Below are 25,237 nucleotides of genomic sequence, written 5' to 3'. Positions count from 1 at the left end.
ACGGCGTGTTCCGGACAGGCGCGCACATCTCCAAGTCCGGCGTGCGTGACCCGCGGCCCGGCGCTGCCATCGATTTCGCGCGGCCGCACCCTAGCTAACGACCTCCCACAGCAGCGAGGAGAAACCTTTGAGCCCCGCCGAAATCCGAAAGCTCGAAGCCTATCTGAAAAAGACCTTCAAGGGCGTCGATCTGTCAGTGCGCGGTCTGCCTCGCAAAGCCGACTCCGCGGAAGTCTACGTCAACGGCGAGTTCGCCGGACTGATCGACAAGGACACCGACGAGGGCGAACTCTCCTACCACCTGACGATGACGATCCTCGACATCGACCTCGAATAGGCGGGCGCCCGGCAAGGGCGCGGGAGGCGCAGAGCGCCGAACAGGCGAAAGCCGCGGATCGCGAGAACCGCGGCGCAGTTTCGAACGATGCCCGGCGTAAAGCCCGGCAGACGAGGACCGGGACCGGCCGTCTCTCGATGACGTCCGGTCCCGGCGGCCGGGGGCGGGACGGGTCGCCCCCGATGCTCCTCGTGTGACCATTCCCGCCGGCGGACCCGTCTCGGTCCGCCCGGCCCGGCGATCAGCGGACGCTGCCGACCAGGAGGTTGCGGTCGTCGACGATGCCGACCCACTTGCCGGCGTTGTCGGCGGCCTGGCGCTTCAGATAGGTGTAGCTCGTCGCCTCCCAGGGCAGGACGCGGTTGTCGAGATTGTCGAGGACGAAGTCGCCCTGGTCGGTGCGGAGCGTCAGCACCGCATGGCCGTCGCCGTTGGTCTGCTTGACCACCGTGACCAGAAGCGCCGAGGCGGGAATGCCCTCGCGCTCCAGCATGTACTGCTTGAGCAGGGCGAAATCCTCGCAGTCGCCCTCGGTCGTCGGATAGGCCCAGTATTCCGGAACGCCGTAGACTTCCTGGTCCGTGCGGGGGAAGATGTTGGTGTTGACGACGCTGTTGACGTCGACGACGCGCGCCCAGACCTGCGGCGAGAGCTTGACCGCCGCCGCCGTGGCGTTGGCACGGCAGGTCGTGGGATAGCGCTTGCAGAATTCGTAATGGCCGATCGGCTGCGACGTGTAGCTGGTCGTCGGCATCGGCGAGGAGGCCCCGGCGGCCGCCATCGACGTCGACATCATCAGCGCGATCGCCGCAACGGCCAGTCCGAAATGCTTGTTGATCTTTTTCATTGTCATTCTCCCCGTCGTTGAGGCGAGAATGGCAGACGGCTTTTACTTCGCGAAAAAACGCGGAGTGGCAATTAAATTCAAATTCGACGTAATTTGGCGAGAAGATATACTTTGCGAAAGATGGCGCGTGTTCGGCAAATTGCCATCGCCGGATTCACGACTTGAAAAGCATGACGGCCGCCGGGCGGTTCCGGCGTCGGCGCTCTTCTGAGTTCGGTCGGGCTCGCCATGCGGCGAAGTGCCGGCTTTCCGGCCCGCTTCGCCGGGCAAGGAGAGGGGTGGACCGAAGATGCCGAAGCCGCGCGAGGCAGGGCCTTCGCCGCCGCGATGCCGGCCTCCGCGGCGTCGATCCGGCGGCTTTTGCGGGTCGAAGGGCCCTCGATTGGTTAACCGGGGGAGCGTTCCGGGCGCGTTGCGCGGCGAATTCCGCTGCGGGGAGTTGGCGCCGTGGTTAAGGAAGCTCTTCCGCCGGCCCGCGCGTCCCCGCGCATCCCCGGAGCGCTCGCGGCGGCGGTCCGTTTCTCCCGTTGCGGCCTCTCGCCCGATGGCTTAGACACGGCGCAATTTCACGCACAGTCTTCGACAGGAAAGAGGCAGCGCCCCATGGCACGCCAGTTCATCTATCACATGTCGGGCCTCACCAAGGCCTATGGCAACAAGAAGGTCCTGGAGAACATCCACCTCTCCTTCTATCCGGACGCCAAGATCGGCATTCTCGGCCCGAACGGCGCCGGCAAGTCGACGCTTCTGAAGATCATGGCTGGCGTCGACACCGAATTCACCGGCGAGGCCTGGGCCGCCGAGGGCGCGACCGTCGGCTACCTGCCGCAGGAGCCGCACCTCAACCCCGACAAGACGGTGTTCGAGAACGTCATGGAGGGCGTTGCCGACAAGCAGGCGATCCTCGACCGCTACAACGAACTGATGATGAACTACTCCGACGAGACGGCGGAGGAGGGGGCGAAGCTCCAGGACGTCATCGACGCGCAGAACCTCTGGGACCTCGAGAACCAGGTCGAGATGGCGATGGACGCGCTGCGCTGTCCGCCGGCCGACGCCGAGATCGAGCCGCTCTCCGGCGGCGAGAAGCGCCGCGTCGCGCTCTGCAAGCTGCTCCTGTCGAAGCCCGACATCCTGCTCCTCGACGAGCCGACCAACCATCTCGACGCCGAGACCATCCTCTGGCTCGAAAAGCACCTGCGCGAGTATGAGGGCTCGGTGCTGATGGTCACCCACGACCGCTACTTCCTCGACAACGTCACCGGCTGGATCCTCGAGCTCGATCGCGGCCATGGCGTGCCCTACGAGGGCAACTACTCGATCTATCTGGAGAAGAAGGCCAAGCGCATGGCCCAGGAGGGCCGCGAGGACGACGCCCGCATGCGGGCGATCAACCGCGAGCGCGAGTGGATCAGCCAGGGCGCCAAGGCCCGCCAGACCAAGTCGAAGGCCCGCATCAAGGCCTATCACGAACTGGTCGAGGCCGCCGAAAACAGAAAGCCCGCCGACGGCAAGATCGTCATCCCGACCGGCGAGCGGCTCGGCAACCGGGTGATCGAGGTCGAGAACCTGACCAAGAGCTTCGGCGACCGGGTGCTGATCGAGAACCTCTCCTTCAAGCTGCCAGCCGGCGGCATCGTCGGCATCATCGGCCCGAACGGCGCCGGCAAGTCGACGCTGTTCAAGATGATCACCGGCCAGGAGAAGCCCGATTCCGGCACGATCACCGTCGGCGAGACGGTCGATCTCGGCTATGTCGACCAGAGCCGCGACGATCTGAACCCCAACCACAACGTCTGGGAGGAGATCTCCGGCGGCGTCGACATCATGAAGCTCGGCAAATACGAGATGAACAGCCGGGCCTATGTCGGCAACTTCAACTTCAAGGGCCCGAACCAGCAGCAGAAGGTCGGCACGCTTTCCGGCGGCCAGCGCAATCGCGTGCATCTCGCCAAGATGCTGAAGTCCGGCGCCAACGTCATCCTGCTCGACGAGCCGACCAACGACCTCGACACCGAGACGCTGACGGCGCTCGAGGACGCGCTGGAGGAATATGCCGGCTGCGCCGTCGTCATCAGCCACGACCGCATGTTCCTCGACCGGCTGGCCACCCACATCCTCGCCTTCGAGGGCGACAGCCACGTCGAATGGTTCGAGGGCAACTTCGAGGATTACGAGCAGGACAAGATCCGCCGGCTCGGCCCGGAATCGGTCAATCCCAAGCGCCCGACCTACAAGCGCCTGACCCGCTGAGAAGGCACGGCATCGGCGCGGCGGGCGGACGCCGCCGCGCTTGGCCGCGGCCGCGGCGCCGCGTCGCTCCCGAGGGCCTGCCGCCGGACGGCGCGATGGCGTAGGGTGTCGCGGGGCGTTCGCGGGAGTTGAACATCGATGCCGAACACGCTGAACAGACGTCTTGCCATGGCCGCCGCTGCGGCTGCCGCCGTGGTGCTCTTCGCCGACGGGGCCGCCGCCAAGCCCGCACGGTGCTTCACCACCGACGACGGCTACTATTCCTGCAACTTCCAGGGAACCGATGCGGCGGGCAGCTTCGAGATCTCGGCGCCGGGCAAGCCGACCTTCTCGCTTCTCGTCGACCGGCCGGGCTTCGCCTCGGCCTATGCCGATTACGGCACCGGGCGGAACGTCGCCCTGCCCGGCATGTATGTGCGCGAGCGCGACCAGCCGGCCTGCTGGTCGAATCCCGAGACGGTGACCAAGATCTGCGCCTGGTGACGGTGTCGCGCCGTTCGCCGGCGCCTCACCGCGCGTGCGGACCAGGGCAGCCGGCCGTTCGCCGGGGGGAACGGCCGGGGCAAAGCCCGCGGCCGTGGATCGGGGTCGCCGGGGGCGGGCTTGCGGCCTGCCGCGCCCGACCCGCGCCCAAAGGAGCCTGCGGCTGTCAGCGCGCCCGCATCATGAACGGCGTGTCGATGCCGAGGGTCTTCATCACCGAGACGGGCGGGCGCCGCATGCCCTCGCCGTTGGTGGCCGAGCGGCCGGTCAGGCGGGCGGTCACGACGTGATCCATGGCGATGGCCGTGAGGCGCGAGCGGTGCATGGTTGGAACTCCAGTCCGGATTTTTTCGTCGTTATGATGCAGTGCACATAAACGGGAAACATTCTCTTAAGAAGCCGGCCCAGGGACAGGACTGCCATGCGCTTCCGGCATGGCGCTTCCGGCCCGTCATGCAGGTTTGGGGATGGTCTGGAACATCCGGCTTCTGCAGCGATCGGCCTCGCATCGCCGGCCGGCCCGATGGTTTCAGGAAACGCCGGCGGCCCGCCGGACACGGGAGCCGGCCGAGACGCTTTCGGCGACGCTGTCGCGCAGCACCAGCCGCCCGCTGACGAGCGCCTTGACGGCGGGCTGCGGCGCCTCCGCGACGATCAGATCGTCGAGCAGGCGGATGGCCATCGCCCCGATCCGCTGTTTCGGCACCTCGATGGTCGTCAGCGGCGGGTCGACGATGGCGCTCATCGGCAGGTTGTCGAAGCCGATGAGCGAGACGTCCTCCGGCACCCGGTAGCCGCATTCCTTCAGGGCCCGCATGAAGCCGAGGGCGACGATGTCGTTGACGCAGCAATAGGCCTCGGCGACCGCGGCGCCCTGTTTCAGGAGGCGCAACCCGTCCTGATAGGCGCCGTCGAGGGTCGAGTCGACCGAGAGGATCGCGTCGCTTCGGGCGGACAGTCCGAGCGCCGCGAGACCGCTCGAGAAGGCCTGCTGGCGCAGGCTGAAATTGGTGACCGCCGAATAGCTGCCGACGAGGCCGATGCGGGTGAGGCCGCGGTCCTTCAGATGCTCGATCGCCTGGTGGATCGACTGCGCGTTGTCCATGTCGACGAAGTTGGCGTCGAGCTGCGGGAAGAAGGTGTCGATGAAGACCATCGGCAGGCCCTCGCGCTGGAAGCTCTGCACGTCCTCCTGCGCGAGTTCGGTGCCGAGCACGACGACGCCGCTGAGATCGCCGTTGGAAAGCGCGTCGAAGGCCGGGCGCAGATTGCTGCCCTCGATGCTGACGACGTGCAGCGAATAGTCCCGCCGCGTCGCCTCGAAGGACATGCCGTCGATATAGTCCGAGATGAAGTGGTTGTGGTCGCGGTTCACCGTGTGGCCATGCTTGGCGATCTTCAGGAAGGAGATGGTGTTGCCGGCCTCCGGCCGGGCGCGGCCGGCACGCGGGACGTAGTTCATCTCGCTGACCGCGCGCATGACCCGCTGGCGCGTCGCTTCCGATATGTCGCCCTTGCCGTTCAGGACCAACGAGGCCGTGGAGGCCGAAACCCTGGCATGTTCAGCCACTTGGCGCAGCGTCACCGACCGCTTCAATGATTGCTTCCTGCTGTTGCGGCGGGCTCGAGCTCGCGGCCCGCCATCGTGGATGTTTAGTAAACTGATTTGCCGCGGCTCGCTAGGGGAGCGGTGCGGCCATTCGACATTGGCTGCCGCAAGCCGGCGGATGCGACGGCTGAGGCGAAAAGCGTATGGAATTCCGATATTTGAGCCTGAATCGGGCGGCGCTGGCCCATGTCGGAGGGGGCCGGGCAGGCGCCTTTCGGGCGCCTGGACCGGGGAGATCGTGACGCCCGGACGGCGGCGGAAGGTCGGGATCGGCCCGCGACCCTGTTGTGAAGCCCGGCGATGTCTGCTAGCAATTCACTAAATCGAGTTTTTGTTTACTAAACCTTTGGGAGGAGGGATTGCGTAAACTCGACGGCCATCTGGTCGTGCTGTCGGTGCTCGTCGTCGTGCTCCTCGTCGTCGGGGGCGCGGCTTCCGATGGAACCTATCTCTCCCTCTACAATCTCCAGTCGATGGCCATGCAGGTGCCGGAGATCGGGCTGCTCGCCATCGGCGTGATGCTCGCCATGTGCGCCGGCAACGGCGGCATCGACCTGTCGGGGATCGCGCTCGCCAATCTCGCCGGCGTCGCCTCGGGCCTCTTGGCGCTGTCGCTGTTCTCCGCCGACGACGCGCCGATGCTGTTCACGGTCACCTTCGCCGCCGGCGCGGTGCTGGTCGGGGTCGCCGGCGGCTTCCTCAACGGCTGGATCATCTCGCGCTTCGGCATCACGCCGATCCTGTGCACGCTGGGCACCCAGATGCTCTATACCGGCCTCGCCGTCGTGCTCTCGGACGGGCGCTCCGTCACCGTCGGCTCGCCCGATCCGCTCTACGAGATCGGCAACGGCCTGCTGTTCCAGGTGCCGACGAGCTTCCTGATCTTCTGCGCCGTCGCGGCGCTTTTGAGCGCGGTGCTCCGCTACACCCCCTACGGCCTGCAGCTGATGCTCACCGGCGCCAATCCGAAGGCGGCCGACTACAGCGGCTTTCCGAAGCGCCGGATCATCGCCACCACCTACACCATCTCCGGAACCCTCGCGGGAATCGCCGGGGTGATCATCGCTGCGCGCAACGTCAACGTGAAGTGGGACTACGGCACGTCCTACCTCCTGATCGCCATCCTGATCGCGGTGATGGCCGGGGTGCGGCCCCAGGGCGGCTACGGCCGCGTCGTCTGCGTCGTCCTGTCGGCCGTCGTGCTGCAGCTCCTGTCGAGCCTGCTCAACTTCGTCGGCCTGTCCAACTTCGTGCGGGATTTCGCATGGGGTGCGCTGCTCCTCGGCTTCCTCGCCGTCGGGCGCTTCGCCCTCATCGAACAGTTCGCGTCGATCTTCGCCCTGAAGCGCCGCCCTCGCGCTTCAAGGGTCTGACGTCATCGAGGGCCTCACGTTTCCAGGGAGGAAAGCAGCGTGAAGAAACTATCCGTCCACATCGGCCTTGTTACGGCCCTCATGGTCTCCGCCGTCGCCTTCGCGCCTGAAGCCGCGCTGGCGCAGGAGAAGTCGATCACCACCGTCGTCAAGATCAGCGGCATTCCCTGGTTCGACCGGATGAAGACCGGCGTCGAGAAGTTCGCCAACGAAAATCCCGACATGGCCATCACCCAGGTCGGTCCGGCCACCGCCGATTCCGCCCAGCAGCTGCAGATCGTCCAGGATCTCGTCGCCAAGGGCACCGACGCCCTCGCCGTGGTCCCGATGGACCCGTCGATCCTCGAGGGCATCTTCAAGCGGGCGATGGACCGCGGCACGATCGTCGTGACCCACGAGGCCGACAATCAGAAGAACACGATGGTCGACGTCGAGGCCTTCGACAACGACGCCTACGGCGCCGCGCTGAACGAGCGGCTCGCCGAATGCATGGGCGGCAAGGGCAAGTGGACGACCTTCGTCGGCTCGCTCGGCAGCCGCACCCACATGCAGTGGGTCGGCGCCGGCGAGGAGAACGCCAAGTCCAAGCATGCCGACATGGAACTCGTCGACCCGAACAACGAATCCTTCGACGACGCCAACGCCACCTACGAGAAGGCCAAGGAGATCCTGCGCAAGCATCCCGACATCAAGGGCTTCCAGACCTCGGCCGGCAACGACGTGCTCGGCGTCGGGCGGGCGATCGAGGAAGCCGGCCTGACCGGCAAGGTCTGCCTGGTCGGGACGGGCCTTCCGAACCCCTCCGCTGCCTATCTCGACTCCGGCGCCATCACGGCGATCGGCTTCTGGGATCCGCAGAAGGCCGGCATGGCGATGAACGCCGTCGCCAAGCTGCTGCTCGAGGGCAAGTCGGTCGAGGACGGCATGGATCTCGGCGTTCCGGGCTACGAGAAGGTGTCGGTCAAGCAGGGCGCCGGCAAGGGCCAGCTGGTGATCGGCAACGGCATGGTCCTCGCCGACAAGGACAACTACAAGGAATACCTCTTCTGAAGGCAGCTTCCGCTGTCGGCGGCGGGGCCTTCCGGGCCTTCGCCGCCGGGGGTAGGGTCACGGGAGGGGGCGGCAGCGCCCCTTTCCGGCCGCGCGCCGCGGCGGCGATGGCCGCCGGGCGCCGATGCCGGGGCGCCGAGCCCCGATGAAGCGTGCCTGCGCTCGCCTCCTTCTGCCTTTTTGCCGGACGATCGGCGGCTGGAGAGGCGCGGCGATACTTGCCGGAGATTGTCGAGCGTGTCGAAACTGCCAGGATCGGACGAGCCGTTCCTCCAATTGCGGGGAATCCACAAGCGCTTCGGCGGCGTGCACGCCCTGCGCGGCGTCGATCTGACGATCCGCACCGGCGAGGCCTACCACCTCCTCGGCGAGAACGGCTGCGGCAAGAGCACCGCCATCAAGATCATCTCCGGGGCCTACGAGCCGAGCGACGGCGAGATCGTACTCGACGGCCGCAGCCGCCGCGCGCTGACGCCGCTGATGGCGATGGAGGCGGGGATCGAGACGGTCTATCAGGATCTCTCGCTGCTCCCCAACCTGACGGTCGAGGAGAACGTCGCGCTCGGGGAACAGCTGGTCGGCGGCAAGGGCCGCCTGCTCCGCGGCCTCGACCGGCGCCGGCTGGTCGAGACCGCCCGGCGGGCGCTCACCGAGGTGGGCCTCGATCCGACGCCGGCGCTGATGCGCACCAAGGTCGCCGACCTGCCGCTCGCCATCCGCCAGCGCGTCGCGATCGCCCGGGCCATCGCCTGCGAGGCGCGGCTGGTCATCATGGACGAACCGACGACGTCGCTCACAAGGCACGAGGTCGAGACGCTGATCGAGGTGGTGGGCCGGCTTCGGGCGCAGAACGTCGCCGTGCTCTTCGTCACCCACAAGCTCGAGGAGTGCTACCGCATCGGCGGCCAGGCGATCGTCTTCCGCGACGGCCAGTCGGTGGCGCAGGCGCCGATCGACAGCTTCAGCCGCAGCCGGCTCGCCGAGCTGATGACCGGCCGGCCGATCGAGGCCCAGCGCTATCGCCGCGCCGCGCCGCAGCCGGAGATCCTGTTCCGGGCGCGGGGCCTTTCCGCCGGCCGGCATTTCGAGGATGTCGACATCACGCTGCGGCGCGGCGAGATCCTCGGCATCACCGGCCTGTCGGATTCCGGCCGCAACGAGCTTTCCCTGGCCCTTGCCGGGCATCTGCCCCTGACCGCCGGCGAGTTGACGATTGCCGGCGAGAAGGTCCGCATCGCCCGGCCCGCCGACGCCATCGCGCTCGGCATCGGCTACGTGCCGGAAGACCGCCTGAGTGAGGGGCTGTTCCTGGAAAAGTCGATCTACGCCAACGAGACGCCGCTGATCCTCGATCGGATCGCCGGCTTCCTCGGTCTCCTCGACGACCGCAAGGGCCGTGCGGAGGCGCGGCGCATCTCGGCCGAGATGCAGCTCAACACCGACGACATCGACCTGCCGGTCGGGGCGCTGTCGGGAGGCAACCAGCAGCGCGTCCTCATCGGCCGCTGGCTCAGCATCGAGCCGAAGCTCCTGATCCTGCACGGTCCGACGGTGGGCGTCGACGTCGGCTCGAAGGATACGATCTACCGGGCGATCCAGGCCATGTCGGAACGCGGCATCGGCCTGATCATCGTCTCGGACGACCTGCCGGAACTCCTGCAGAACTGCGACCGCATCGCGGTGATGAACGGCGGGCGGATCGTCGACGAGCTGAGGGCCGAGGGCGCCGACGAGGACCGGCTCTACCAGACGATGGTCGCCTCCGAACGGGATGCTGCCGAATGACCACGCTCCACGACGACATGGACCTGAAGACCGCCGCCTCGCAGGCCGCCCCCGCGCGGCGCCCGGCCGCGACCGACCTTCTGCAGCGGCGGCCGGAACTCGCCAGCCTGTTCCTCCTCGTGGCGATCTGCATTGCGGTCGCCGTCGTCAACCCGGCCTTCCTGCAGGCCTCCTCGCTGGTCGACATGGGCCGGGCGAGCGTGGTGACCGGCCTTTTCGCCCTCGGCGTCTTCGCGATCCTCGCGGCCGGCGGCATCGACGTCTCCTTCACCGCCATCGCCGCCCTGACGATGTATTCCCTGACGCTGATGGTTCTCACGGTGGCGCCGTGGATGCCGATGTCGCTGATCCTCGTCCTTAGCATCGTCTCGGGCGCGATCCTCGGGGCGATCAACGGCCTTCTCGTCTACGGCCTCGGCGTGCCCTCGCTGATCGTCACGATCGGCACTCAGTACCTCTTCCGCGGCATTCTCCTCGCCTTCATCGGCACCGTCTGGCTGATGGAACTGCCGCCCCAGATGGTCGCCTTCGGCAAGGCCTCGCTGTTCGACTTCGAGACCGCAAACGGCGCGATCATTACCCTGCCGGTCTATTTCCTGGTGTTTCCGGCGGCGGCGATCCTCACCTGGCTCTTGTTCCAGAGGACGCTCATGGGACGGGCGATCTTCGCCACCGGCGGCAATGCCGAGGTGGCGGCGCGGCTCGGCTACGACCAGCGCCTCGTCCATGTCTTCGTCTTCGCCTACGCCGGAGCGCTGGCCGGGCTCGCCGGCATCGTCCACGTCAGCGCCAACCGCATGGCCAATCCCTTCGACCTCGTCGGCTCCGAGATCCCGGTGATCGCCGCCGTGGTGCTCGGCGGGGCGCGGATCACCGGGGGCACCGGCTCGGTGTTCGGGACCGTCGTCGGCGTCCTGCTCATCACGGTCGTCAACAACGTGCTCGTCCTCGTCGGCATTCCGAGCACCTGGCAGCGCGTCGTCGTCGGCTCCTTCATCCTGCTTGCCGCCGCGTTCTTCGTCACCCGGCAGCGCCAGTTCCACTCCGAGAGCATCAAGTGAGCGCCATGAAGAAGTTTCTGAACCGCCCCGAAGATTTCGTCGACGAGATGCTCGAGGGCATCTATCGCGCCCATCCGCAGGTGACGAAGACGGCAGACGACCTGCGCTGCTACGTGACCGCGCATCCGAGACCCGGCAAGGTCGGCATCGTCACCGGCGGCGGCTCGGGGCATCTGCCGCTGTTCCTCGGCTATGTCGGCGAGAACATGCTGGACGGCGCGGCCGTCGGCGGCGTCTTCCAGTCGCCGAGTTCCGACCAGATCCTGGAGGTGACGAAATACGTCGAACAGGGTGCCGGCGTCCTCTACATCTACGGCAACTACACCGGCGACATCATGAACTTCGACATGGCCGGCGAACTGGCGGAGATGGAGGACATCGCCGTCAGGACGGTGATCGGCAACGACGACGTCGCCTCCTCCATCGTCGGCGAGGAGCACAAGCGGCGTGGCGTCGCCGGCATCTTCTTCCTCTACAAGGCCGCCGGCGCGGCCGCCGCGCAGATGATGCCGCTGGACGAAGTCGCCCGGATCGCAGAGAAGGCGCGGGCGAACACCCGCACCATGGGCGTCGCGCTGTCGCCCTGCATCGTGCCGGAGGTCGGCAAGCCGGGTTTCGAGATCGGTGCGGACGAGATGGAGATCGGCATGGGCATCCATGGCGAGCCGGGCATCTCCCGCAGCAAGCTGGCGCCGGCCGACGCCGTCGTCGACCAGATGCTCGACCGCATCTTCGCCGAAGAGAGCTTCGGCGCGGGCGACGCGGTGGCGGTGCTGGTGAACGGCCTCGGCGCCACCCCGCTGGAAGAGCTATACATCCTCTTCCGCCGCGTCTCGCAGCGCTTCGAGGAGGCGGGCGCCGCCGTGCGGAACGTCTGGCTCGGCGAGTTCGCGACCTCGATGGAGATGGCCGGTGCGTCGATCTCGGTGCTGCGCCTCGACGCCGAGCTCGAGCCGCTGATCGCCGCTTCCGCCGACACGCCGTTCTTCAAGCACGTCGCGCGGTGACGTAAGGGGTCTGCGCCATGAGCCTTCACGATCTCAGGCCGCTGTTCGAGCGGCTCGCCAGAGCCTTCGAGGAAAAGCGCGACGAACTGATCGCCCTCGACGGCAAGGTGGGCGACAGCGATCTCGGCATCACCATGGCGAAGGGCTTTGCCGCCGCCCGCGACGCGGTCTCGGCGCTCGGCGCGGCGAGCCCGGCCGCCCAGGCGAAGCATGCGGGCGCGGCGATCGCCAAGGCGGCGCCCTCGACCATGGGCACGCTGATGGGCACCGGCTTCCTGCGCGGATCGAAGGCGATCGAGACCGCCGAGTCCGTCGGCACGGCGGAACTTGCGGCCTTCTTCGCCGCCTTTCGCGACGGCATCGCCCAGCGCGGCCGCGCCAAGCTGGGCGACAAGACGGTTCTCGACGTCCTCGATCCGATCGCCGCGGCGCTCGAGGCGGAGGCCGCCCGGGGCACGGCGCCGGAACCTGCTCTCGCCCATGCCGTCGAGGCGGCACGCGACGGGCTGGAAAAGACGCGGGACCTCGTCGCCCAGCACGGCAAGGCCGCGGCCTTCCAGGAAAAGTCGCGCGGGCTCCCCGATGCCGGCGGCACGGCGGCGCTGATTCTCGCCGAAGCCTTTCACGCGGCCTTCGCCGAGGCCGGCTGACCGGCCCGGCGATCCCGCCAAAGACGAAAATTCGAGGAATCAATCATGCAGTATCGTTCGCTCGGTCGCAGCGGCCTCAAGGTCTCGGCCCTCGCCATGGGCACCTTCACCTTCGGCGGAAAGGGGCCCTTCGCCATGGTCGGCGAGCACGGCGTCGCCGATGCCCGCCGGCTGATCGACTGCTGCCTCGACCACGGCGTCAACTTCGTCGACACGGCCAACATGTATTCGACCGGCCTTGCCGAGGAGATCGTCGGCGAGGCGCTGGAGGGCCGGCGCGACCGCGTGGTGCTCTCCTCCAAGGCGCGCATGCGGATCGGCGACGGGCCGAACGACGAAGGCGCCAGCCGCTGGCACCTGATCCGCGAATGCGATCGCAGCCTGAAGCGGCTGAAGACCGACCACATCGACGTCTATCACATCCACGAATGGGACGGCTCGACCCCGGTCGAGGAGACGATGGCGGCGCTCGACACGCTGATCGGCCAGGGCAAGATCCGCTATGCCGGCTGCTCGAACTATACCGGCTGGCAGCTGATGAAGTCGCTGATGGCCTCCGAACGCCACGGCCTCGCCCGCTTCGTCACCCAGCAGATCCACTATACGCTGGAGGCGCGGGAGGCCGAATACGAGCTCCTGCCGATCTCCGTCGACCAGGGCATCGGCGTCACGGTCTGGAGCCCGCTCGCCGCGGGCCTGCTCTCCGGCAAGCATCGGCGCGACCGGCCGGTGGCGCCGGGAAGCCGCCAGGAGAAGGGCTGGACCGAACCGCCGGTGCGCGACATGGAGCGGCTTTGGCGGATCGTCGACGAACTCCTCGCCATTGCCGGCGACCACGGCGTCGAGGCGGCGCAGGTGGCGCTCGCCTGGACGCTGACCCGGCCCGCCGTCGCCTCGCTGATCGTCGGCGGGCGGAGCGTCGAGCAGTTCGAGGCGAATTTCCGCGCCCTCGACCTCACGCTGTCGCAGGCCGAGCTGCAGCGGCTCGACGCGGTGAGCCGGCCGCCGCTGATCTATCCGCACTGGCATCAGGACCAGTTCGCGCGCCCGCGCTTCGGCCCGGCTGACGGGCTGCTCGGCGCATAGGGCGGGATCGCGAAGAGCGGGAACGGTTTCCGCAAAAGATCATGTGCACAGAGGAAAAAGTCCGGGATGACGGGCGAAAGTCATCCCATCCCGCTCCAGGCTCGAAGGGCCGTTTCGGCCGGACGGCTCCAGGACCCGGGTGGCACTCCTCCATGCACGTCGCGCCCGCAGTTCGCCGGCGCAAAGTTCATTCCGGCGGGTTCCTCCCCCGGACCCCGCCCCGCCAAAGCCCGCCCCGCAGAGTCCGATTGACAGCCATGCGCGGCCGATCGATAGTCGGCCGACTGGTCCGGTGGTCGGACCAGAAGATCAAGCGTCCGCCCTTGCCCATGTCGTCGACGGAATACGTCCTCGAAAATGCGCCGCAGCTGCGCGAGGCGATCCTGCGCCACAACGTCCGCGACGTGGTGGCCGCGAAGCTCGCCGCGCTCGTCGCCTCGGGCCTCCTGAAGGTGGGCGACGCGCTGCCGAGCGAGCGCGAACTCGCCGCCGCCCTGCAGGTGAGCCGGGAAACGGTCCGCGGCGGCATCCAGATCCTCGCCGCCAAGGGCCTCCTTGCAGTGGTCCACGGGGCGCGGACCAAGGTCGTCAGCGACGACGTCGATCCGGATTTCGTCGGCCTGCGCGAGGCGAGGCGGATCAACGGCTACGACATCGGGGACATCCACGCCTCGCGCTGGCTGGTGGAACGCCGGGTGGTGGCGGACGCCGCCGCCCGCATCGACGACGCGACGCTCGCCTTTCTGGAAGAGTCGCTGAAGGCGCAGCGCAAGGCGACGGACGATCCGGTCCGCTTCCTGATCATCGACCGGGAGTTCCATCTCGCGGTCTATCGCTGCTGCGGCAACGCCGTGCTCGCCGACTTCGTCGGCGACCTCTACGGCTTCATGATGGAGCACCGGCACCGCGCGGTCGCCAAGCCCGGTGCCATCGAGAGCAGCTACCGGGACCACCGGGCGATCGTCGCGGCCCTGCGCTCGCGCGACGTCGCGCAAACGGTCCGCGCCTTCGAGGTGCATCTCGACCGCATCTATCACACGACCATGACGATTCTGGCCGGCGCGGGAGGAACCGCCGGCCAGGACGCCTCGGCGCTTCCGGCCGGCGGATCGCCGGCGGGAGGCTGCTGATCCGCCGTGGGTTCCCGGCTCGAGGAACCGTGTTGAAAGGGAGGAAAGACATGTTGAAACGCAATGTCCTGAAGGCGGCCGTCGCGCTGGCCTTCGCGGCGGGTCTCGGCCTTGCCGGTTCGGCGCCGGCCGCGGCGGCGTCGAAGGAGATCGTCTATCTGACGCCCGGTCTCGACCTGCCGTTCTGGCGCTATCTCTCGAAGGGGGTCGAATCCGTCGCCACGAAGAACGGCTACGGTTTCCAGGCGCTGGATTCGCGCAACAACGCCCAGACCCAGCTCCAGAATGCCCAGGACGCGATCGCGCGCGGCGTTGCCGGCATCGTCATCTCGCCGACCGATTCCTCCACGGCGCCGAGCGTCCTGCAGCTCGCCAAGCAGCGCGACATCCCGGTGGTCATCGCCGACATCGGCACCAACGAGGGCGACTACGTCTCCTTCATCATCTCCGACAACTACGAGGGCGCCAAGGGCGTCGGCGAGGCGCTCGCCGCCGCGCTGAAGGAGAAGGGCTGGGAGGACGGCTCGGTCGGCCTCGTCACCATCTCGCAGGCCCGCAAGAACGGCCAGGCCCGGACCAAGGGCTTCCGCGACGGGCTGAAGGAGGGCGGCGTCACCGGCAAGGAGGCGGGCCTGCAGCAGATGCAGTCCTACACCGCCGACGAGACCTTCAAGTTCGTCCAGGACATGCTGACCGCCAATCCCGAGATGCGCGGCCTGTTCATCCAGACCGACCAGCCGGCGGTCGGCGCGCTCAGGGCGATCCGCGCCGCACGGCGCCAGGGCGAGGTCCTGCTCGCCGCCTTCGACGGCATTCCCGAATTCGTCGATCTCTTGAAGTCCGGCGACATCGTCGCGAGCGGCATGCAGCAGCCCTATCTGATGGGGCAGAAGTCGGCCGAGGCGATGTTCGAGCACCTGAACGGCGGCACGCCGGAAAAGGAGATCACCGTGCCGATCCTGGTCGTCACCTCGAAGAACATCGAGGAGGTGCTCCCGACCGTGAAGGAAACCGTCTTCGCCAACGAAATGAAGTGATCCGACCGCTTCGAAGCACCCGGCCGGCGCCGCCGGCCGGGCCCGTGGCCGAGAGTGCCGGCCTGCGGCGCGTCCCGCCGCCGGCCGGGGTTTGGACCAGATCTCTATGACCGCTCCATCGCATTCAAGGGCGCGCCCCGCCAAGGGCGGCCCGGCGACCCTCCTGAAGGCGACCGGCGTCGAAAAGACGTTCGGCCGCACGCGGGCGCTCGCCGGGGCGTCCTTCGAACTCCGCGAGGGCGAGATCCATGCTTTGCTCGGCGCCAACGGCGCCGGCAAGTCGACGCTCTCCAAGGTGATTTCCGGCCACGTCCGGGCCGATGCGGGCGAGCTACTCTTCAAGGGCCGGCCGCTGCAGCTGCGCTCGACGCGCGACGCGCTTTCGGCGGGCATTGCGATCGTCATGCAGGAGACGACGCTCGCGGCGGATCTCAGCGTCCTCGAAAACGTCTTCCTGCCGGAACTCGGCACCAGCGGCTTTCTCTCGCGCGCGAAGATGCGCCGCCGCGCGGCCCAGATCCTCGACGATCTCGGCCAGGCCGGCGCGCTGTCGCTCGACACCGAAGTCGCGCGGCTCTCCGCGGCCCAGCGGCAGCTGGTGGAGATCGCCAAGGCGCTCGCCCTCGACGCCGAACTGATCATCTTCGACGAGCCGACCGCCTCGCTCAGCGCCGGCGAGGTCGAGCGTCTGTTCGACGTGATGGCCCGGCTCAAGGAGGGCGGCCGCTCGCTGATCTTCGTCTCGCACCGGCTGGAGGAAGTGCTCGCGATCACCGACCGGGTGACCGTCATGCGCGAGGGGGCGACCGTCGCCGCCGGGCTGGAGACGCGGTCGCTGACCCAGGGCGAGATCATCCGGCTGATGGTCGGCCGGGAGATCGGCGCGATCTACGCCGAACGGCAGGCCGCGCGCGACGGTGCGGAGCGGCCCGTGGTCTTCGAGGTGAAGAACCTCGCGGCGCCGCCGGCGGTGCGCGACGTCAGCTTCGCGGTCCGCAGCGGCGAGATCCTCGGCCTCGGCGGGCTCGTCGGGGCGGGGCGCTCGGAAACCGCCGAGGCGATCTTCGGCCTGCGGCCGCGATCGGGCGGCGAGATGTGGCTCGACGGCCGGAAGGTGGCCTTCCGCCGTCCGGCCCAGGCGGTCAGGGCCGGCCTCGGCTTCGTGCCCGAGGACCGCCGGGTCCAGAACATCGTTCCCGACCTGTCGGTGAAGGAGAACCTGCTGCTCGCCCATCTCGGGGCGCATCGCGGCTTCGGCCTCGGCTATGCGGCGCGGCAGGCGAAGATCGACGAGCTGCTGCAGCTCCTGAACCTGCCGGGCCACCGGCTGCTCGACGCCTCGATGCTGAATTTTTCCGGCGGCATGCAGCAGAAGATCATCATCGCCCGCTGGCTGCTGCTCGAACCGAAGGTGCTGATCCTCGACGAGCCGACCAAGGGCGTCGACATCGGGACGCGGCAGGCGATCTACGAGCTGCTGCAGCGGATTGCCGGCGAGGGCACCGCCGTCGTGGTCATCTCCTCCGACTTCGAGGAACTGCTCGGCCTTTCGGCGCGGATCGTCGTGATCAGCGACGGCCGGTCGATCGCCGATCTGCCGAGCTCGGCGCTCGACGAGGAGAAGCTGACGCTGCATGCCGCGCCGCGCACCTCGATGCGCCGCAACACCGAGCTCCTCGGCGCGCTCGCCTCGGACTGCGGCGGCGCCGGCTTCTGGGCGCTGATCGACGAGGACCGCCTCATCTGCCTCAACAGCGTCGTCGCGGCGCCGGACGCATCGCCCGGCTTTGCCGCCGGCGACGCCGTGCGCATCGAAGAAAGCGCCATTCCCGCCGGGCTCGCGGCACGGGGGCAGGGTTTCGTCACCGAAACCGACGGCAGCCGCTCGACCCTCGTCGTGCCCATCCGCAGCCACCGGGGCCACGATCTGGGCTGGGTCGGCCTGACGGTGCCCGGCCGCGCCGAGGGGCGGTCGGCCGAAGAGATCAGACAACGCATCGAGGGTCTCAATGCTTGAACGAGCCAAACCGGCCACCATGGCCGAGCAGAGCCCGTCGCGCGCCGCGCCGAACGGTGCCGCGTCGATCGCAACGCGGATCTTCACGCGGCTGGAGTTCCGGATGCTGGGTCTGGCGCTCCTGATCGCCGTCGCGCTGTCGCTCGCCTCGCCCTACTTCCTGACCAAGACCAACGTCTTCAACATCCTCGACCAGTCGGTGGTGATCGGCCTCGTCGCCATCGGCATGACCTTCGTCATCCTCACCGGCGGCATCGACCTGTCGGTCGGCTCGGTGGCCGGCCTCACCGGCATCGTGCTGGGGCTGACGCTGAAGGACTATCCGATCCCGGTGGCGATCCTCACCGCCGTCCTCGCCGGCGCGGGCATCGGGCTGATCTCCGGCATCCTCGTCGCCTATTTCGGCCTCGCCGCCTTCGTGGTGACCCTCGGCGTCATGGCGATCGGACGAAGCCTCGCCTACATCCTGTCCGGCCAGACGGCGATCTCCGGCATCCCGTCGAACCTCTCCGACATCGTCTACGCCTCGATCCTCGGCATTCCGTCGAACGTCTTCTTCCTCGGCGTGATGTATCTCCTCGCCTGGCTCTACCTCACCTACACCAAGGGCGGACGGACGATCTACGCGATCGGCTCGAACAAGGAGGCGGCGCGCGCCGCCGGGCTGAACGTCCTGTTCTATTCGATCCTGCCCTACGTCGTCTCGGGGGCATTCTCGGCGGTGGCGATCACCTTCTCGATCGCCCAGATCCTCTCGGCCGATCCGCTGGCGGGCAACCTCATGGAACTCGACGCGATCGCCGCCGTCGTCATCGGCGGCGCCAGCCTCTACGGCGGCCGCGGCTCGATCATCGGCACGCTGATCGGCGTCCTGATCATGGTGATGATCCGCAACGGGCTCAATCTCATGGGCGTCTCGCCGTTCTGGCAGGGCTCGGCGATCGGCTCGATCATCATCCTGGCGCTCCTGGTGGAACGGCTGGTGAGCAGCCGCACCGACCGCTGACGCGACGAAGAACGACGACGGGAGGACATCATGCAGGAACCGAGCCTTGCGGTGCGGCTGACCGGCACCGAGGAGATCGTCGCCCCGCCGCGCCTGCTGCGCGCCGGCAGGCTCTCGGCCGAACTCGACGCCGGCAATCTGCGCGCCATCCGCCATGACGGCATCGAGATCATCCGGGCGGTGTCCTTCATCGTCCGCGACGAGAACTGGGGCACCTACAACGCCTCGATCACCGATCTTTCGGTCGAGGAGGACGGCGAGACCTTCGCCGTGCGCTACGAGGCGAGGGCGGGCGAACCGGGCCGGGGCTTTCGCTATCGCGCCGAGATCGTCGGGACGCCGCGCTCCGTGACGTTTCGCGGCAGGGGCAGCGCGGAGGGCGCGTTCGTCACCAACCGCACCGGCTTCGTCGTCCTCCACCCCGTCAAGGGCGTCGCCGGATCGAAGGTGACCATCGAGCATGTCGACGGCAGCATCGAGGATGGGCGGTTTCCCGAGATCATCGATCCCCTGCAGCCGATGATGGATCTTCGCGCGCTCACCCACGAGCCGGTGCCGGGTCTCAAGGTCGTCTGCCGGATGGAGGGCGACACCTTCGAGATGGAAGACCAGAGGAACTGGACCGACGCCTCCTACAAGACCTATGTCCGCCCCCTCGGCTTGCCGTGGCCCTACAGGCTGACGCCGGCCGACGTCCTCGACCAGACGGTGACGATCGGCATCGAAGGCGAGGCCGAGAGCACCGCCTCGGGCGGGGCCGCCGGCCCGGTCCGGATTGCGCTCGACGGCGAGGCGGGGCCTGCGCCGCGGCTCGGGATCGGCCTTCAGGCGGGCGAGATCGCGGCGACCGAAGGCGTCGTCGAGACGCTGGCGACGCTGCAGCCGGCCTTTCTCGTCTATCACCACGATCCGCGCGCCTGCGGCGCCGCCGAACTCGCGGCCGCGGCGGACATCGCCCGGCGGATCGGCGCCGAGGCCTGGCTCGACCTGGTGGTCGCCGAGGTGGAGGACTTCGCCGGGGAGCTCGCCGGCATCGGCCGGCAGGCGGCGGAGATCGGCGATCCCTTCGCGGTGGTGCGGGTGTCGCCCGCCGCCGACATGAAGGGAACGCTGCCCGGCAGCCCCTGGCCGCCGGCAGCGCCCCTCGACGCGCTCTACCGCGCGGCGCGTTCGGCCTTTCCCAAGGCGCGGATCGGCGGCGGGATGTTCTCCTTCTTCACCGAACTGAACCGCAAGCGGCCGCCGCTGGACGATCTCGACCTCGTCGGCTTCACCACCGCGGCGATCGTCCACGCCGGCGACGACCGGACGGTGTTCGAGAGCCTCGAAGCCTTGCCCTACGTCGCCCGCAGCGCCCGGGCGATCGCAGGGGACAGGCCGGTCGTGGCGGGGCCGAGCGCCATCGGCATGCGGCTCAACCCCTATGGCGCCGCGCCGATGGAGAACCCCGGCAACATCCGCCAGGCGATGAACCGCAACGATCCGCGCCAGCGCGGCCTGATCGGCGTCGCCTTCACCCTTGGCTATTATGCCGTCATGGCCGAAGAGGGCCTCGAAGCGGTGGCCTTCGGTGGGACGACGGGCGCCCAGGGCGTCGTCGCGACGCCGCAGGACTGGCCGCAGCCGCATTTCGACGCGGCGGGCGGGGTCTTCCCGGTGTTCCACGTGGAGCGGGCGCTCGCCCGGCTCGCCGGCCGCCGGCTCCATGCCGTCGGCGTCGACGACCCGGCGCGCGTCCTCGCCGTCGCGGCGGCGGGGCCAGACGGCATCGAGATGCTGATCGCCAATCTCACGCCGCAGGCCCAGACGGTCGGTTTGCCGGCAAAGCTCGTCGCGGCGAAGCAGCTCGATGCGGAGGGCTTCGTCGCGGCATGCGGCGATCCCGCCTTCCTCGACGGGCTCGCACCCGCCTCGGGCACGGAACTCTCGCTCGGCGCCTACGCCGTCGCCCGGCTGTTCCTACAATCGCCGGGGTGAGGACACTCGAAAGGAACCGCAGGAGGTGGTCATGCTTCTCGGCTGCATCGGCGACGATTTCACCGGCTCGTCGGATCTCGCCAACACCCTCGCCAAGGGCGGAATGCGGGTGGTCCAGTATTGCGGGGTCCCGCACGGACCCTGTGACCCGCAGGTGGAGGCCGGGGTCGTCGCGCTGAAATCCCGGACGATCCCGGTCGCGGACGCCGTGGCGAAATCGCTGCAGGCCCTCGACTGGCTGGTCGCTGAGGGCTGCCGGCAGTTCCTGTTCAAATATTGCTCGACCTTCGATTCGACGCCGGACGGCAACATCGGCCCGGTCATCGACGCCCTGATGCACCGCCTCGGCGCCGCCGCGACGATCGTCTGTCCGGCGTTTCCCGCCACCGGCCGCAGCATCTACCAGGGCCATCTCTTCGTGAAGGACAGGCTGCTCAGCGAAAGCGGCATGGAGAACCATCCGCTGACGCCGATGACCGACGCGGACCTGCGCCGCTGGCTGGCGCCGCAGACGCGCCAGGGGGTCGGCCACGTCGCGGCCGAAACGGTGTTTTCCGGTGCCGAGGCGATCCGCGCCGGCATCGCCCGCGAGGCGGAGGCCGGGCGGCCGGTCGTCGTCGTCGACGCGATCCGCGACGAGGATCTCCTGGCGATCGGGGCGGCGGTGCGCGATCTCGCGCTCGTCACCGGCGGCTCGGGCATCGCGCTCGGCCTGCCGGCGAACTTCCTCGACCGCGAGACGCTCGCCGGGCGAAAGACCGCATGGTGCGGCGACGGCGGGCTGGCGGCGATCCTCTCCGGCTCCTGCTCGACGATGACCCGCGCCCAGGTCGAGCGCTACCGGGCCGACCATCCGGCCCTGGAGATCGACGCCGACCGGCTGCTTGCCGGCGACGAGACGCCCGCGGAGGTCGCCGACTGGGCAGCGTCCGCGGCCTCGAAGGCCGCGCCGCTGATCTATTCCTCCGCCGATCCGGAACGGGTGAAGGCGGCGCAGCAGCGGCACGGCAAGGAGCGCGTCGCCGCCGCGGTGGAGGGCTTCTTCGCCGAGACCGCGCGGCTCCTGACGGAGGCCGGCGTCACCCGCCTCGTCGTCGCCGGCGGCGAGACCTCCGGCGCCGTGGTCGAGGGCCTCGGCCTCGAGGCGCTGCAGATCGGCCCGGAGATCGCGCCGGGCGTGCCTGCCCTCAAGGCCAGCGACCGGCCGCTGTGGCTGACTTTGAAATCCGGGAACTTCGGCACCGAGACCTTCTTCGCCGAGGCGCTCGCCGTCCTGAAGCGGAGGCCCGAATGAGCGAAACGACGCGTCTGCGCGAGGCGATCTGCGAATTCGCCCGCTCGCTCTTCGAGCGCGGCCTCACCCACGGCTCGACCGGCAACGTCTCGGTGCGCCTCGAGGACGGCGGCGCGCTGGTGACGCCGACGGGATCGTCCTTCGGCAATCTCGATCCCGCAAGGCTGAGCCGGCTCGACGCGGCGGGTAGGCTGGTCGAGGGCGACAGACCGACCAAGGAAGTGCCGCTGCACCGGGCCTTCTACGAGACGCGCTCGACGGCCGGCGCCGTCGTCCATCTCCACTCGGCCCATTCGGTCGCCCTGTCGATGATGCCGGACGTCGATCCCGACGACATGCTGCCGCCGCTGACCCCTTACGCGATCATGCAGCTCGGCAGGGTCAAGCTCCTGCCGTTCTTCGTGCCCGGCGATCCGGCGATGGGGGAGGCGATCCGCGGGCTGGCGGGCAAGCGCTCGGCGGTGATGCTGGCCAATCACGGGCCGGTGGTCGCGGGCAAGGATCTCGTCTCGGCGGTCAACGCCGTCGAGGAACTCGAGGCGACGGCGCGGCTGGCGCTGTTGACGCGGGGCCTCGGGCCGCGCCTGCTCTCGGCCGAGGAAATCGGCCGGGTGGTCAAGAAATTCGACGTGGAATGGGAGTGAACCATGCGGTTTTCCGCCAATCTCGGCTTTCTCTGGACGCAAATGCCGCTCGCCGAAGCGATCCGCCGCGCCAAGGCGGCGGGGTTCGACGCCGTCGAATGCCACTGGCCCTACGGCGAGGACCGCGAGGCGGTGCGGGGCGCCCTGGCCGAGACCGGCCTGCCGATGCTCGGTCTCAACACGCGCAAGGGATCGCAGCCGGGCGACTTCGGCCTCGCCGCGGTGCCGGGGCGCGAGGCCGAGGCGCGGGCGGCGATCGACGAGGCCTTCGACTACGGCGCGGCGATCGGGGCGAGGGCCGTGCACGTGATGGCCGGCAAGACCGCCGATCCGCGCGCCGCCGAGGTCTTCGACGCCAATCTGACCTATGCCTGCGACCTTGCCCGCGACGCGGACATGACCGTGCTGATCGAGCCGCTCAACCCGCGCGACGCCCCGGGCTATTTCCTGATCGGCCTCGACAAGGCGGCGGCGACGGTGGAGCGGCTCGGCCGGCCCGAGCTGAAGATCATGTTCGACTGCTACCACCTGCAGATCACCGGCGGCGATCTCATCGAACGCTTCAAGGCCCATCGCGCGATGGTCGGCCATGTGCAGTTCGCCGCGGTGCCGTCGCGCGCCGAGCCCGACGAGGGCGAGGTCGCCTACGACCGGCTGCTGCCGGCGCTCGCGGGGCTCGGCTACGACGCCGCCTTCGGGGCGGAATACCGGCCGCGGGGGACGACGGAGGCCGGCCTCGGCTGGCTGGCGCGTTACCGGGCGGGCACCGGGGCCGGCTGAGGCGCCGCCTGCGGGTCGGCCCGGGGGGGCGGCGACAAGCTCCAACGGAAGCCGACCCCGGATGGACGGGGGAGGCGGGCTTCGGCCGCCTCCGGCGGTGGTCAGGCGGTCGCCGCGCGAATTTTCCAAGCACCACTCCTGCGATCTTGACAGGGCGATCGGGGCGGCTTCAGTATGGTGTGGAAACGTTTCCAATCCGCTTGGAAACGTTTTAATCCCAAGCATCGCCGAAAAAGGGCGATGGCTGTTGTCTGAGAAGGGAGGCTCAGGTGACGGAACTTCTGTCGATCGACGGCCTGACCAAGCGCTACGGAGCGACCGTCGCGCTCAGCGGCGTGCGCATGGCGATCCGCCCCGGCGAGGTCCATGCCGTCCTCGGCGAAAACGGCGCCGGGAAGTCGACCCTCGTCAAGCTCCTGTCCGGCGTCGCCCGGCCCGACGAGGGGCGGCGGGCGATCGACGGCGCCGACTATGCGCCGACCTCCATCGGCCAGGCGCGCGCGGCCGGCGTGTCGACCGCCTTCCAGGAACTCAGCCTCGTGCCGCGGCTGACCGTCGCGGAGAATCTGCTGCTGCCGGCGGTGTCGAGCCGCTGGTACTGGCCGGAGCGCCGCTCCGCCATCATGCGCCGCGCCCAGGCGATCCTCGACCGCTGGGGCGTCGCCGACATCAGGCCCGCCGCCATCGTCGCCGACCTGACGCTCGCCCAGCGCCAGCGCGTCGAGATCGCCCGCGCCCTCGGCCATGCAAGCCGGCTTTTGATCCTCGACGAGCCGACGGCCGCGCTCCCCGATACGACATGGCTGTTCGCGCAGATCCGCCGCGTGACGGCGGAGGGCGTCGGCGTCCTCTACATCTCGCACCGCCTCAGCGAAGTGCGCGAGATCTGCGAGCGGGCGACGGTGCTGCGCAACGGCGAGAGCATCGGCACGGTCGATCTCGAAGGGGTCGACGACAACGGCATCTTCGCGATGATGGTCGGCCGCGGCCCGGCGAACGAAAGGCGGACGCGCACGGACCCGCCGGCCGACGGCAGGGTGATGATCGAGGCGCGCGGCCTGAAGGGCGGGCTCTTGCGCGGCGTCGACCTGACGCTGCGTGCCGGCGAGATCATCGGCGTCGCGGGGCTCGAGGGCCAGGGCCAGCACGAACTCTTCCGTATTCTCGGCGGCGCCTCGCGCCTCGGCAGCGGCGAGATCCGCGTCGGCGGCCAGCGCGCCGCCCTCGGCTCGCCGCTGCGGGCCCAGCGCACGCCGCCCGGCATCGCCTTCGTGCCGGAGGAGCGCAAGACCGAGGGCATCTTCGGCAATCTGACGGCGGCGGCCAACATCGCCTTGCCGGAATTCGCCAACCGCGGCTGGGCCCGGCTCGTCAACGGCCGGGTCGAGCGCCGGCTGTCCGCCGAACCGGCCGAACGGGTCTCCCTTGCCCCGCGCTATCTCGACTTCGAGGTCGCCAACCTTTCCGGCGGCAACCAGCAGAAGGTGCTGCTCGCCCGGGCGCTGATGACCCGCGCGCAGATCCTCGTGCTGTTCGATCCCGCCCGCGGCGTCGACGTCGGCACCAAGCAGTCGATCTACGCGATGATGCAGCGCTTCGCCGCCCAGGGCGGCGCCATCCTGTTCTATTCCTCGGAACTGTCCGAACTGGTGCAGCTCAGCACCCGCTGCCTCGTCCTCTATGACGGGCGGATCGCGGCCGAAGTGCCGCGGCAGGCGATGTCCGAGGAGCGGCTGCTCGCCGCCGCCCACGGTGCCGGCGAAGCGCCGGCGGCAGGCCGGGCGGGCAACGGCATGCGGATGGCGGGGTGA

22 protein-coding genes are annotated in these 25,237 nt (G+C 68.8%); 19 read left to right on the top strand and 3 right to left on the bottom strand.

Annotated elements, in window-relative coordinates; translation table 11 throughout:
- The first annotated feature begins 127 nt into the window (after positions 1 to 127).
- Positions 128 to 337: a DUF3126 family protein gene (locus tag J1C47_RS13990; protein WP_207351390.1), complete on the top strand. Its 210-nt coding sequence runs from the start codon at positions 128 to 130 to the stop codon at positions 335 to 337.
- A gap of 241 nt (positions 338 to 578) precedes the next feature.
- Here J1C47_RS13990 and J1C47_RS13985 read toward each other — a convergent pair whose 3' ends face one another.
- Positions 579 to 1,184 (bottom strand): transglutaminase-like cysteine peptidase, encoded by a 606-nt coding sequence (locus J1C47_RS13985; RefSeq protein ID WP_425354564.1) that lies wholly within the window; start codon positions 1,182 to 1,184, stop codon positions 579 to 581.
- Positions 1,185 to 1,787: 603 nt separating this feature from the next.
- On the opposite strand from J1C47_RS13985, the gene ettA reads away from it, so the two are divergent.
- The gene (gene ettA / locus J1C47_RS13980; RefSeq protein WP_207351388.1) at positions 1,788 to 3,437 is read left to right on the top strand and encodes an energy-dependent translational throttle protein EttA; all 1,650 of its coding nucleotides are present in this window, start codon (positions 1,788 to 1,790) and stop codon (positions 3,435 to 3,437) included.
- 138 nt (positions 3,438 to 3,575) lie between these two features.
- Positions 3,576 to 3,920, top strand: coding sequence for a hypothetical protein (locus J1C47_RS13975; RefSeq protein WP_207351387.1), 345 nt, complete (start codon positions 3,576 to 3,578; stop codon positions 3,918 to 3,920).
- 166 nt (positions 3,921 to 4,086) lie between these two features.
- On the opposite strand, the gene J1C47_RS13970 is transcribed toward J1C47_RS13975, so the two are convergent.
- Both J1C47_RS13970 and J1C47_RS13965 read right to left on the bottom strand, forming a co-directional pair.
- Complete coding sequence (locus tag J1C47_RS13970) at positions 4,087 to 4,245, bottom strand: hypothetical protein (protein ID WP_207351386.1); 159 nt, start codon at positions 4,243 to 4,245, stop codon at positions 4,087 to 4,089.
- Positions 4,246 to 4,449: 204 nt separating this feature from the next.
- Positions 4,450 to 5,517 carry a LacI family DNA-binding transcriptional regulator gene (locus tag J1C47_RS13965; RefSeq protein ID WP_207351385.1) on the bottom strand — a complete coding sequence of 356 codons (1,068 nt, stop codon included), beginning with the start codon at positions 5,515 to 5,517 and terminating at the stop codon, positions 4,450 to 4,452.
- A gap of 371 nt (positions 5,518 to 5,888) precedes the next feature.
- On the opposite strand from J1C47_RS13965, the gene J1C47_RS13960 reads away from it, so the two are divergent.
- From J1C47_RS13960 to J1C47_RS13885, 16 genes are all read left to right on the top strand, one after another.
- Positions 5,889 to 6,902 (top strand): ABC transporter permease, encoded by a 1,014-nt coding sequence (locus J1C47_RS13960; protein ID WP_207351384.1) that lies wholly within the window; start codon positions 5,889 to 5,891, stop codon positions 6,900 to 6,902.
- Between the two features lie 81 nt (positions 6,903 to 6,983).
- On the top strand, positions 6,984 to 7,952 hold the full coding sequence (locus J1C47_RS13955; RefSeq protein WP_207351487.1) for a substrate-binding domain-containing protein: 969 nt from the start codon (positions 6,984 to 6,986) through the stop codon (positions 7,950 to 7,952).
- Positions 7,953 to 8,180: 228 nt separating this feature from the next.
- On the top strand, positions 8,181 to 9,737 hold the full coding sequence (locus J1C47_RS13950) for a sugar ABC transporter ATP-binding protein (protein ID WP_245396561.1): 1,557 nt from the start codon (positions 8,181 to 8,183) through the stop codon (positions 9,735 to 9,737).
- Positions 9,738 to 9,754: 17 nt separating this feature from the next.
- Entirely contained in the window at positions 9,755 to 10,798 is a 1,044-nt protein-coding gene (locus J1C47_RS13945; RefSeq protein WP_207351485.1) for an ABC transporter permease, read from the top strand.
- A 5-nt stretch (positions 10,799 to 10,803) separates the two neighbouring features.
- Positions 10,804 to 11,805 carry a dihydroxyacetone kinase subunit DhaK gene (locus J1C47_RS13940; protein WP_207351383.1) on the top strand — a complete coding sequence of 334 codons (1,002 nt, stop codon included), beginning with the start codon at positions 10,804 to 10,806 and terminating at the stop codon, positions 11,803 to 11,805.
- 17 nt (positions 11,806 to 11,822) lie between these two features.
- Positions 11,823 to 12,455, top strand: a complete 633-nt coding sequence (locus J1C47_RS13935; protein ID WP_207351382.1) for a dihydroxyacetone kinase subunit L — start codon at positions 11,823 to 11,825, stop codon at positions 12,453 to 12,455.
- 45 nt (positions 12,456 to 12,500) lie between these two features.
- Positions 12,501 to 13,541: an aldo/keto reductase gene (locus J1C47_RS13930; protein ID WP_207351381.1), complete on the top strand. Its 1,041-nt coding sequence runs from the start codon at positions 12,501 to 12,503 to the stop codon at positions 13,539 to 13,541.
- A 329-nt stretch (positions 13,542 to 13,870) separates the two neighbouring features.
- Positions 13,871 to 14,671: a FadR/GntR family transcriptional regulator gene (locus J1C47_RS13925; RefSeq protein ID WP_207351484.1), complete on the top strand. Its 801-nt coding sequence runs from the start codon at positions 13,871 to 13,873 to the stop codon at positions 14,669 to 14,671.
- A gap of 50 nt (positions 14,672 to 14,721) precedes the next feature.
- Complete coding sequence (locus J1C47_RS13920) at positions 14,722 to 15,708, top strand: substrate-binding domain-containing protein (protein WP_207351380.1); 987 nt, start codon at positions 14,722 to 14,724, stop codon at positions 15,706 to 15,708.
- Positions 15,709 to 15,814: 106 nt separating this feature from the next.
- A complete protein-coding gene (locus tag J1C47_RS13915; RefSeq protein WP_207351379.1) occupies positions 15,815 to 17,725 on the top strand; it encodes a sugar ABC transporter ATP-binding protein in 1,911 nt (636 codons plus the stop codon).
- Entirely contained in the window at positions 17,718 to 18,731 is a 1,014-nt protein-coding gene (locus J1C47_RS13910; protein ID WP_245396560.1) for an ABC transporter permease, read from the top strand. Before J1C47_RS13915 ends, J1C47_RS13910 begins: the two co-directional genes overlap by 8 nt.
- A gap of 30 nt (positions 18,732 to 18,761) precedes the next feature.
- Positions 18,762 to 20,708, top strand: coding sequence for a D-apionate lactonase family protein (locus J1C47_RS13905; protein ID WP_207351378.1), 1,947 nt, complete (start codon positions 18,762 to 18,764; stop codon positions 20,706 to 20,708).
- A gap of 31 nt (positions 20,709 to 20,739) precedes the next feature.
- On the top strand, positions 20,740 to 22,002 hold the full coding sequence (otnK, locus tag J1C47_RS13900; protein ID WP_207351377.1) for a 3-oxo-tetronate kinase: 1,263 nt from the start codon (positions 20,740 to 20,742) through the stop codon (positions 22,000 to 22,002).
- Entirely contained in the window at positions 21,999 to 22,646 is a 648-nt protein-coding gene (gene otnC / locus J1C47_RS13895) for a 3-oxo-tetronate 4-phosphate decarboxylase (protein WP_207351376.1), read from the top strand. Before otnK ends, otnC begins: the two co-directional genes overlap by 4 nt.
- A gap of 3 nt (positions 22,647 to 22,649) precedes the next feature.
- Positions 22,650 to 23,426, top strand: coding sequence for a hydroxypyruvate isomerase family protein (locus J1C47_RS13890; protein ID WP_207351375.1), 777 nt, complete (start codon positions 22,650 to 22,652; stop codon positions 23,424 to 23,426).
- A 269-nt stretch (positions 23,427 to 23,695) separates the two neighbouring features.
- Positions 23,696 to 25,237: a sugar ABC transporter ATP-binding protein gene (locus J1C47_RS13885; RefSeq protein ID WP_342591985.1), complete on the top strand. Its 1,542-nt coding sequence runs from the start codon at positions 23,696 to 23,698 to the stop codon at positions 25,235 to 25,237.

This window comes from Jiella sonneratiae (assembly GCF_017353515.1).
Taxonomy (GTDB): Bacteria; Pseudomonadota; Alphaproteobacteria; order Rhizobiales; family Rhizobiaceae; genus Jiella; species Jiella sonneratiae.
This window is presented reverse-complemented; position numbering and strand designations above follow the sequence as displayed.

Excerpts from the sequence above, each read along its gene's own strand:
- J1C47_RS13985 (WP_425354564.1), bottom strand. The coding sequence starts at position 1,184 with ATGAAAAAGATCAACAAGCATTTCGGACTGGCCGTTGCGGCGATCGCG.
- ettA (WP_207351388.1), top strand. The coding sequence starts at position 1,788 with ATGGCACGCCAGTTCATCTATCACATGTCGGGCCTCACCAAGGCCTAT.
- J1C47_RS13975 (WP_207351387.1), top strand. The coding sequence starts at position 3,576 with ATGCCGAACACGCTGAACAGACGTCTTGCCATGGCCGCCGCTGCGGCT.
- J1C47_RS13970 (WP_207351386.1), bottom strand. The coding sequence starts at position 4,245 with ATGCACCGCTCGCGCCTCACGGCCATCGCCATGGATCACGTCGTGACC.
- J1C47_RS13955 (WP_207351487.1), top strand. The coding sequence starts at position 6,984 with ATGGTCTCCGCCGTCGCCTTCGCGCCTGAAGCCGCGCTGGCGCAGGAG.
- J1C47_RS13945 (WP_207351485.1), top strand. The coding sequence starts at position 9,755 with ATGGACCTGAAGACCGCCGCCTCGCAGGCCGCCCCCGCGCGGCGCCCG.
- J1C47_RS13940 (WP_207351383.1), top strand. The coding sequence starts at position 10,804 with ATGAAGAAGTTTCTGAACCGCCCCGAAGATTTCGTCGACGAGATGCTC.
- J1C47_RS13935 (WP_207351382.1), top strand. The coding sequence starts at position 11,823 with ATGAGCCTTCACGATCTCAGGCCGCTGTTCGAGCGGCTCGCCAGAGCC.
- J1C47_RS13930 (WP_207351381.1), top strand. The coding sequence starts at position 12,501 with ATGCAGTATCGTTCGCTCGGTCGCAGCGGCCTCAAGGTCTCGGCCCTC.
- J1C47_RS13925 (WP_207351484.1), top strand. The coding sequence starts at position 13,871 with ATGTCGTCGACGGAATACGTCCTCGAAAATGCGCCGCAGCTGCGCGAG.
- J1C47_RS13920 (WP_207351380.1), top strand. The coding sequence starts at position 14,722 with ATGTTGAAACGCAATGTCCTGAAGGCGGCCGTCGCGCTGGCCTTCGCG.
- J1C47_RS13915 (WP_207351379.1), top strand. The coding sequence starts at position 15,815 with ATGACCGCTCCATCGCATTCAAGGGCGCGCCCCGCCAAGGGCGGCCCG.
- J1C47_RS13910 (WP_245396560.1), top strand. The coding sequence starts at position 17,718 with ATGCTTGAACGAGCCAAACCGGCCACCATGGCCGAGCAGAGCCCGTCG.
- J1C47_RS13905 (WP_207351378.1), top strand. The coding sequence starts at position 18,762 with ATGCAGGAACCGAGCCTTGCGGTGCGGCTGACCGGCACCGAGGAGATC.
- otnK (WP_207351377.1), top strand. The coding sequence starts at position 20,740 with ATGCTTCTCGGCTGCATCGGCGACGATTTCACCGGCTCGTCGGATCTC.
- otnC (WP_207351376.1), top strand. The coding sequence starts at position 21,999 with ATGAGCGAAACGACGCGTCTGCGCGAGGCGATCTGCGAATTCGCCCGC.
- J1C47_RS13890 (WP_207351375.1), top strand. The coding sequence starts at position 22,650 with ATGCGGTTTTCCGCCAATCTCGGCTTTCTCTGGACGCAAATGCCGCTC.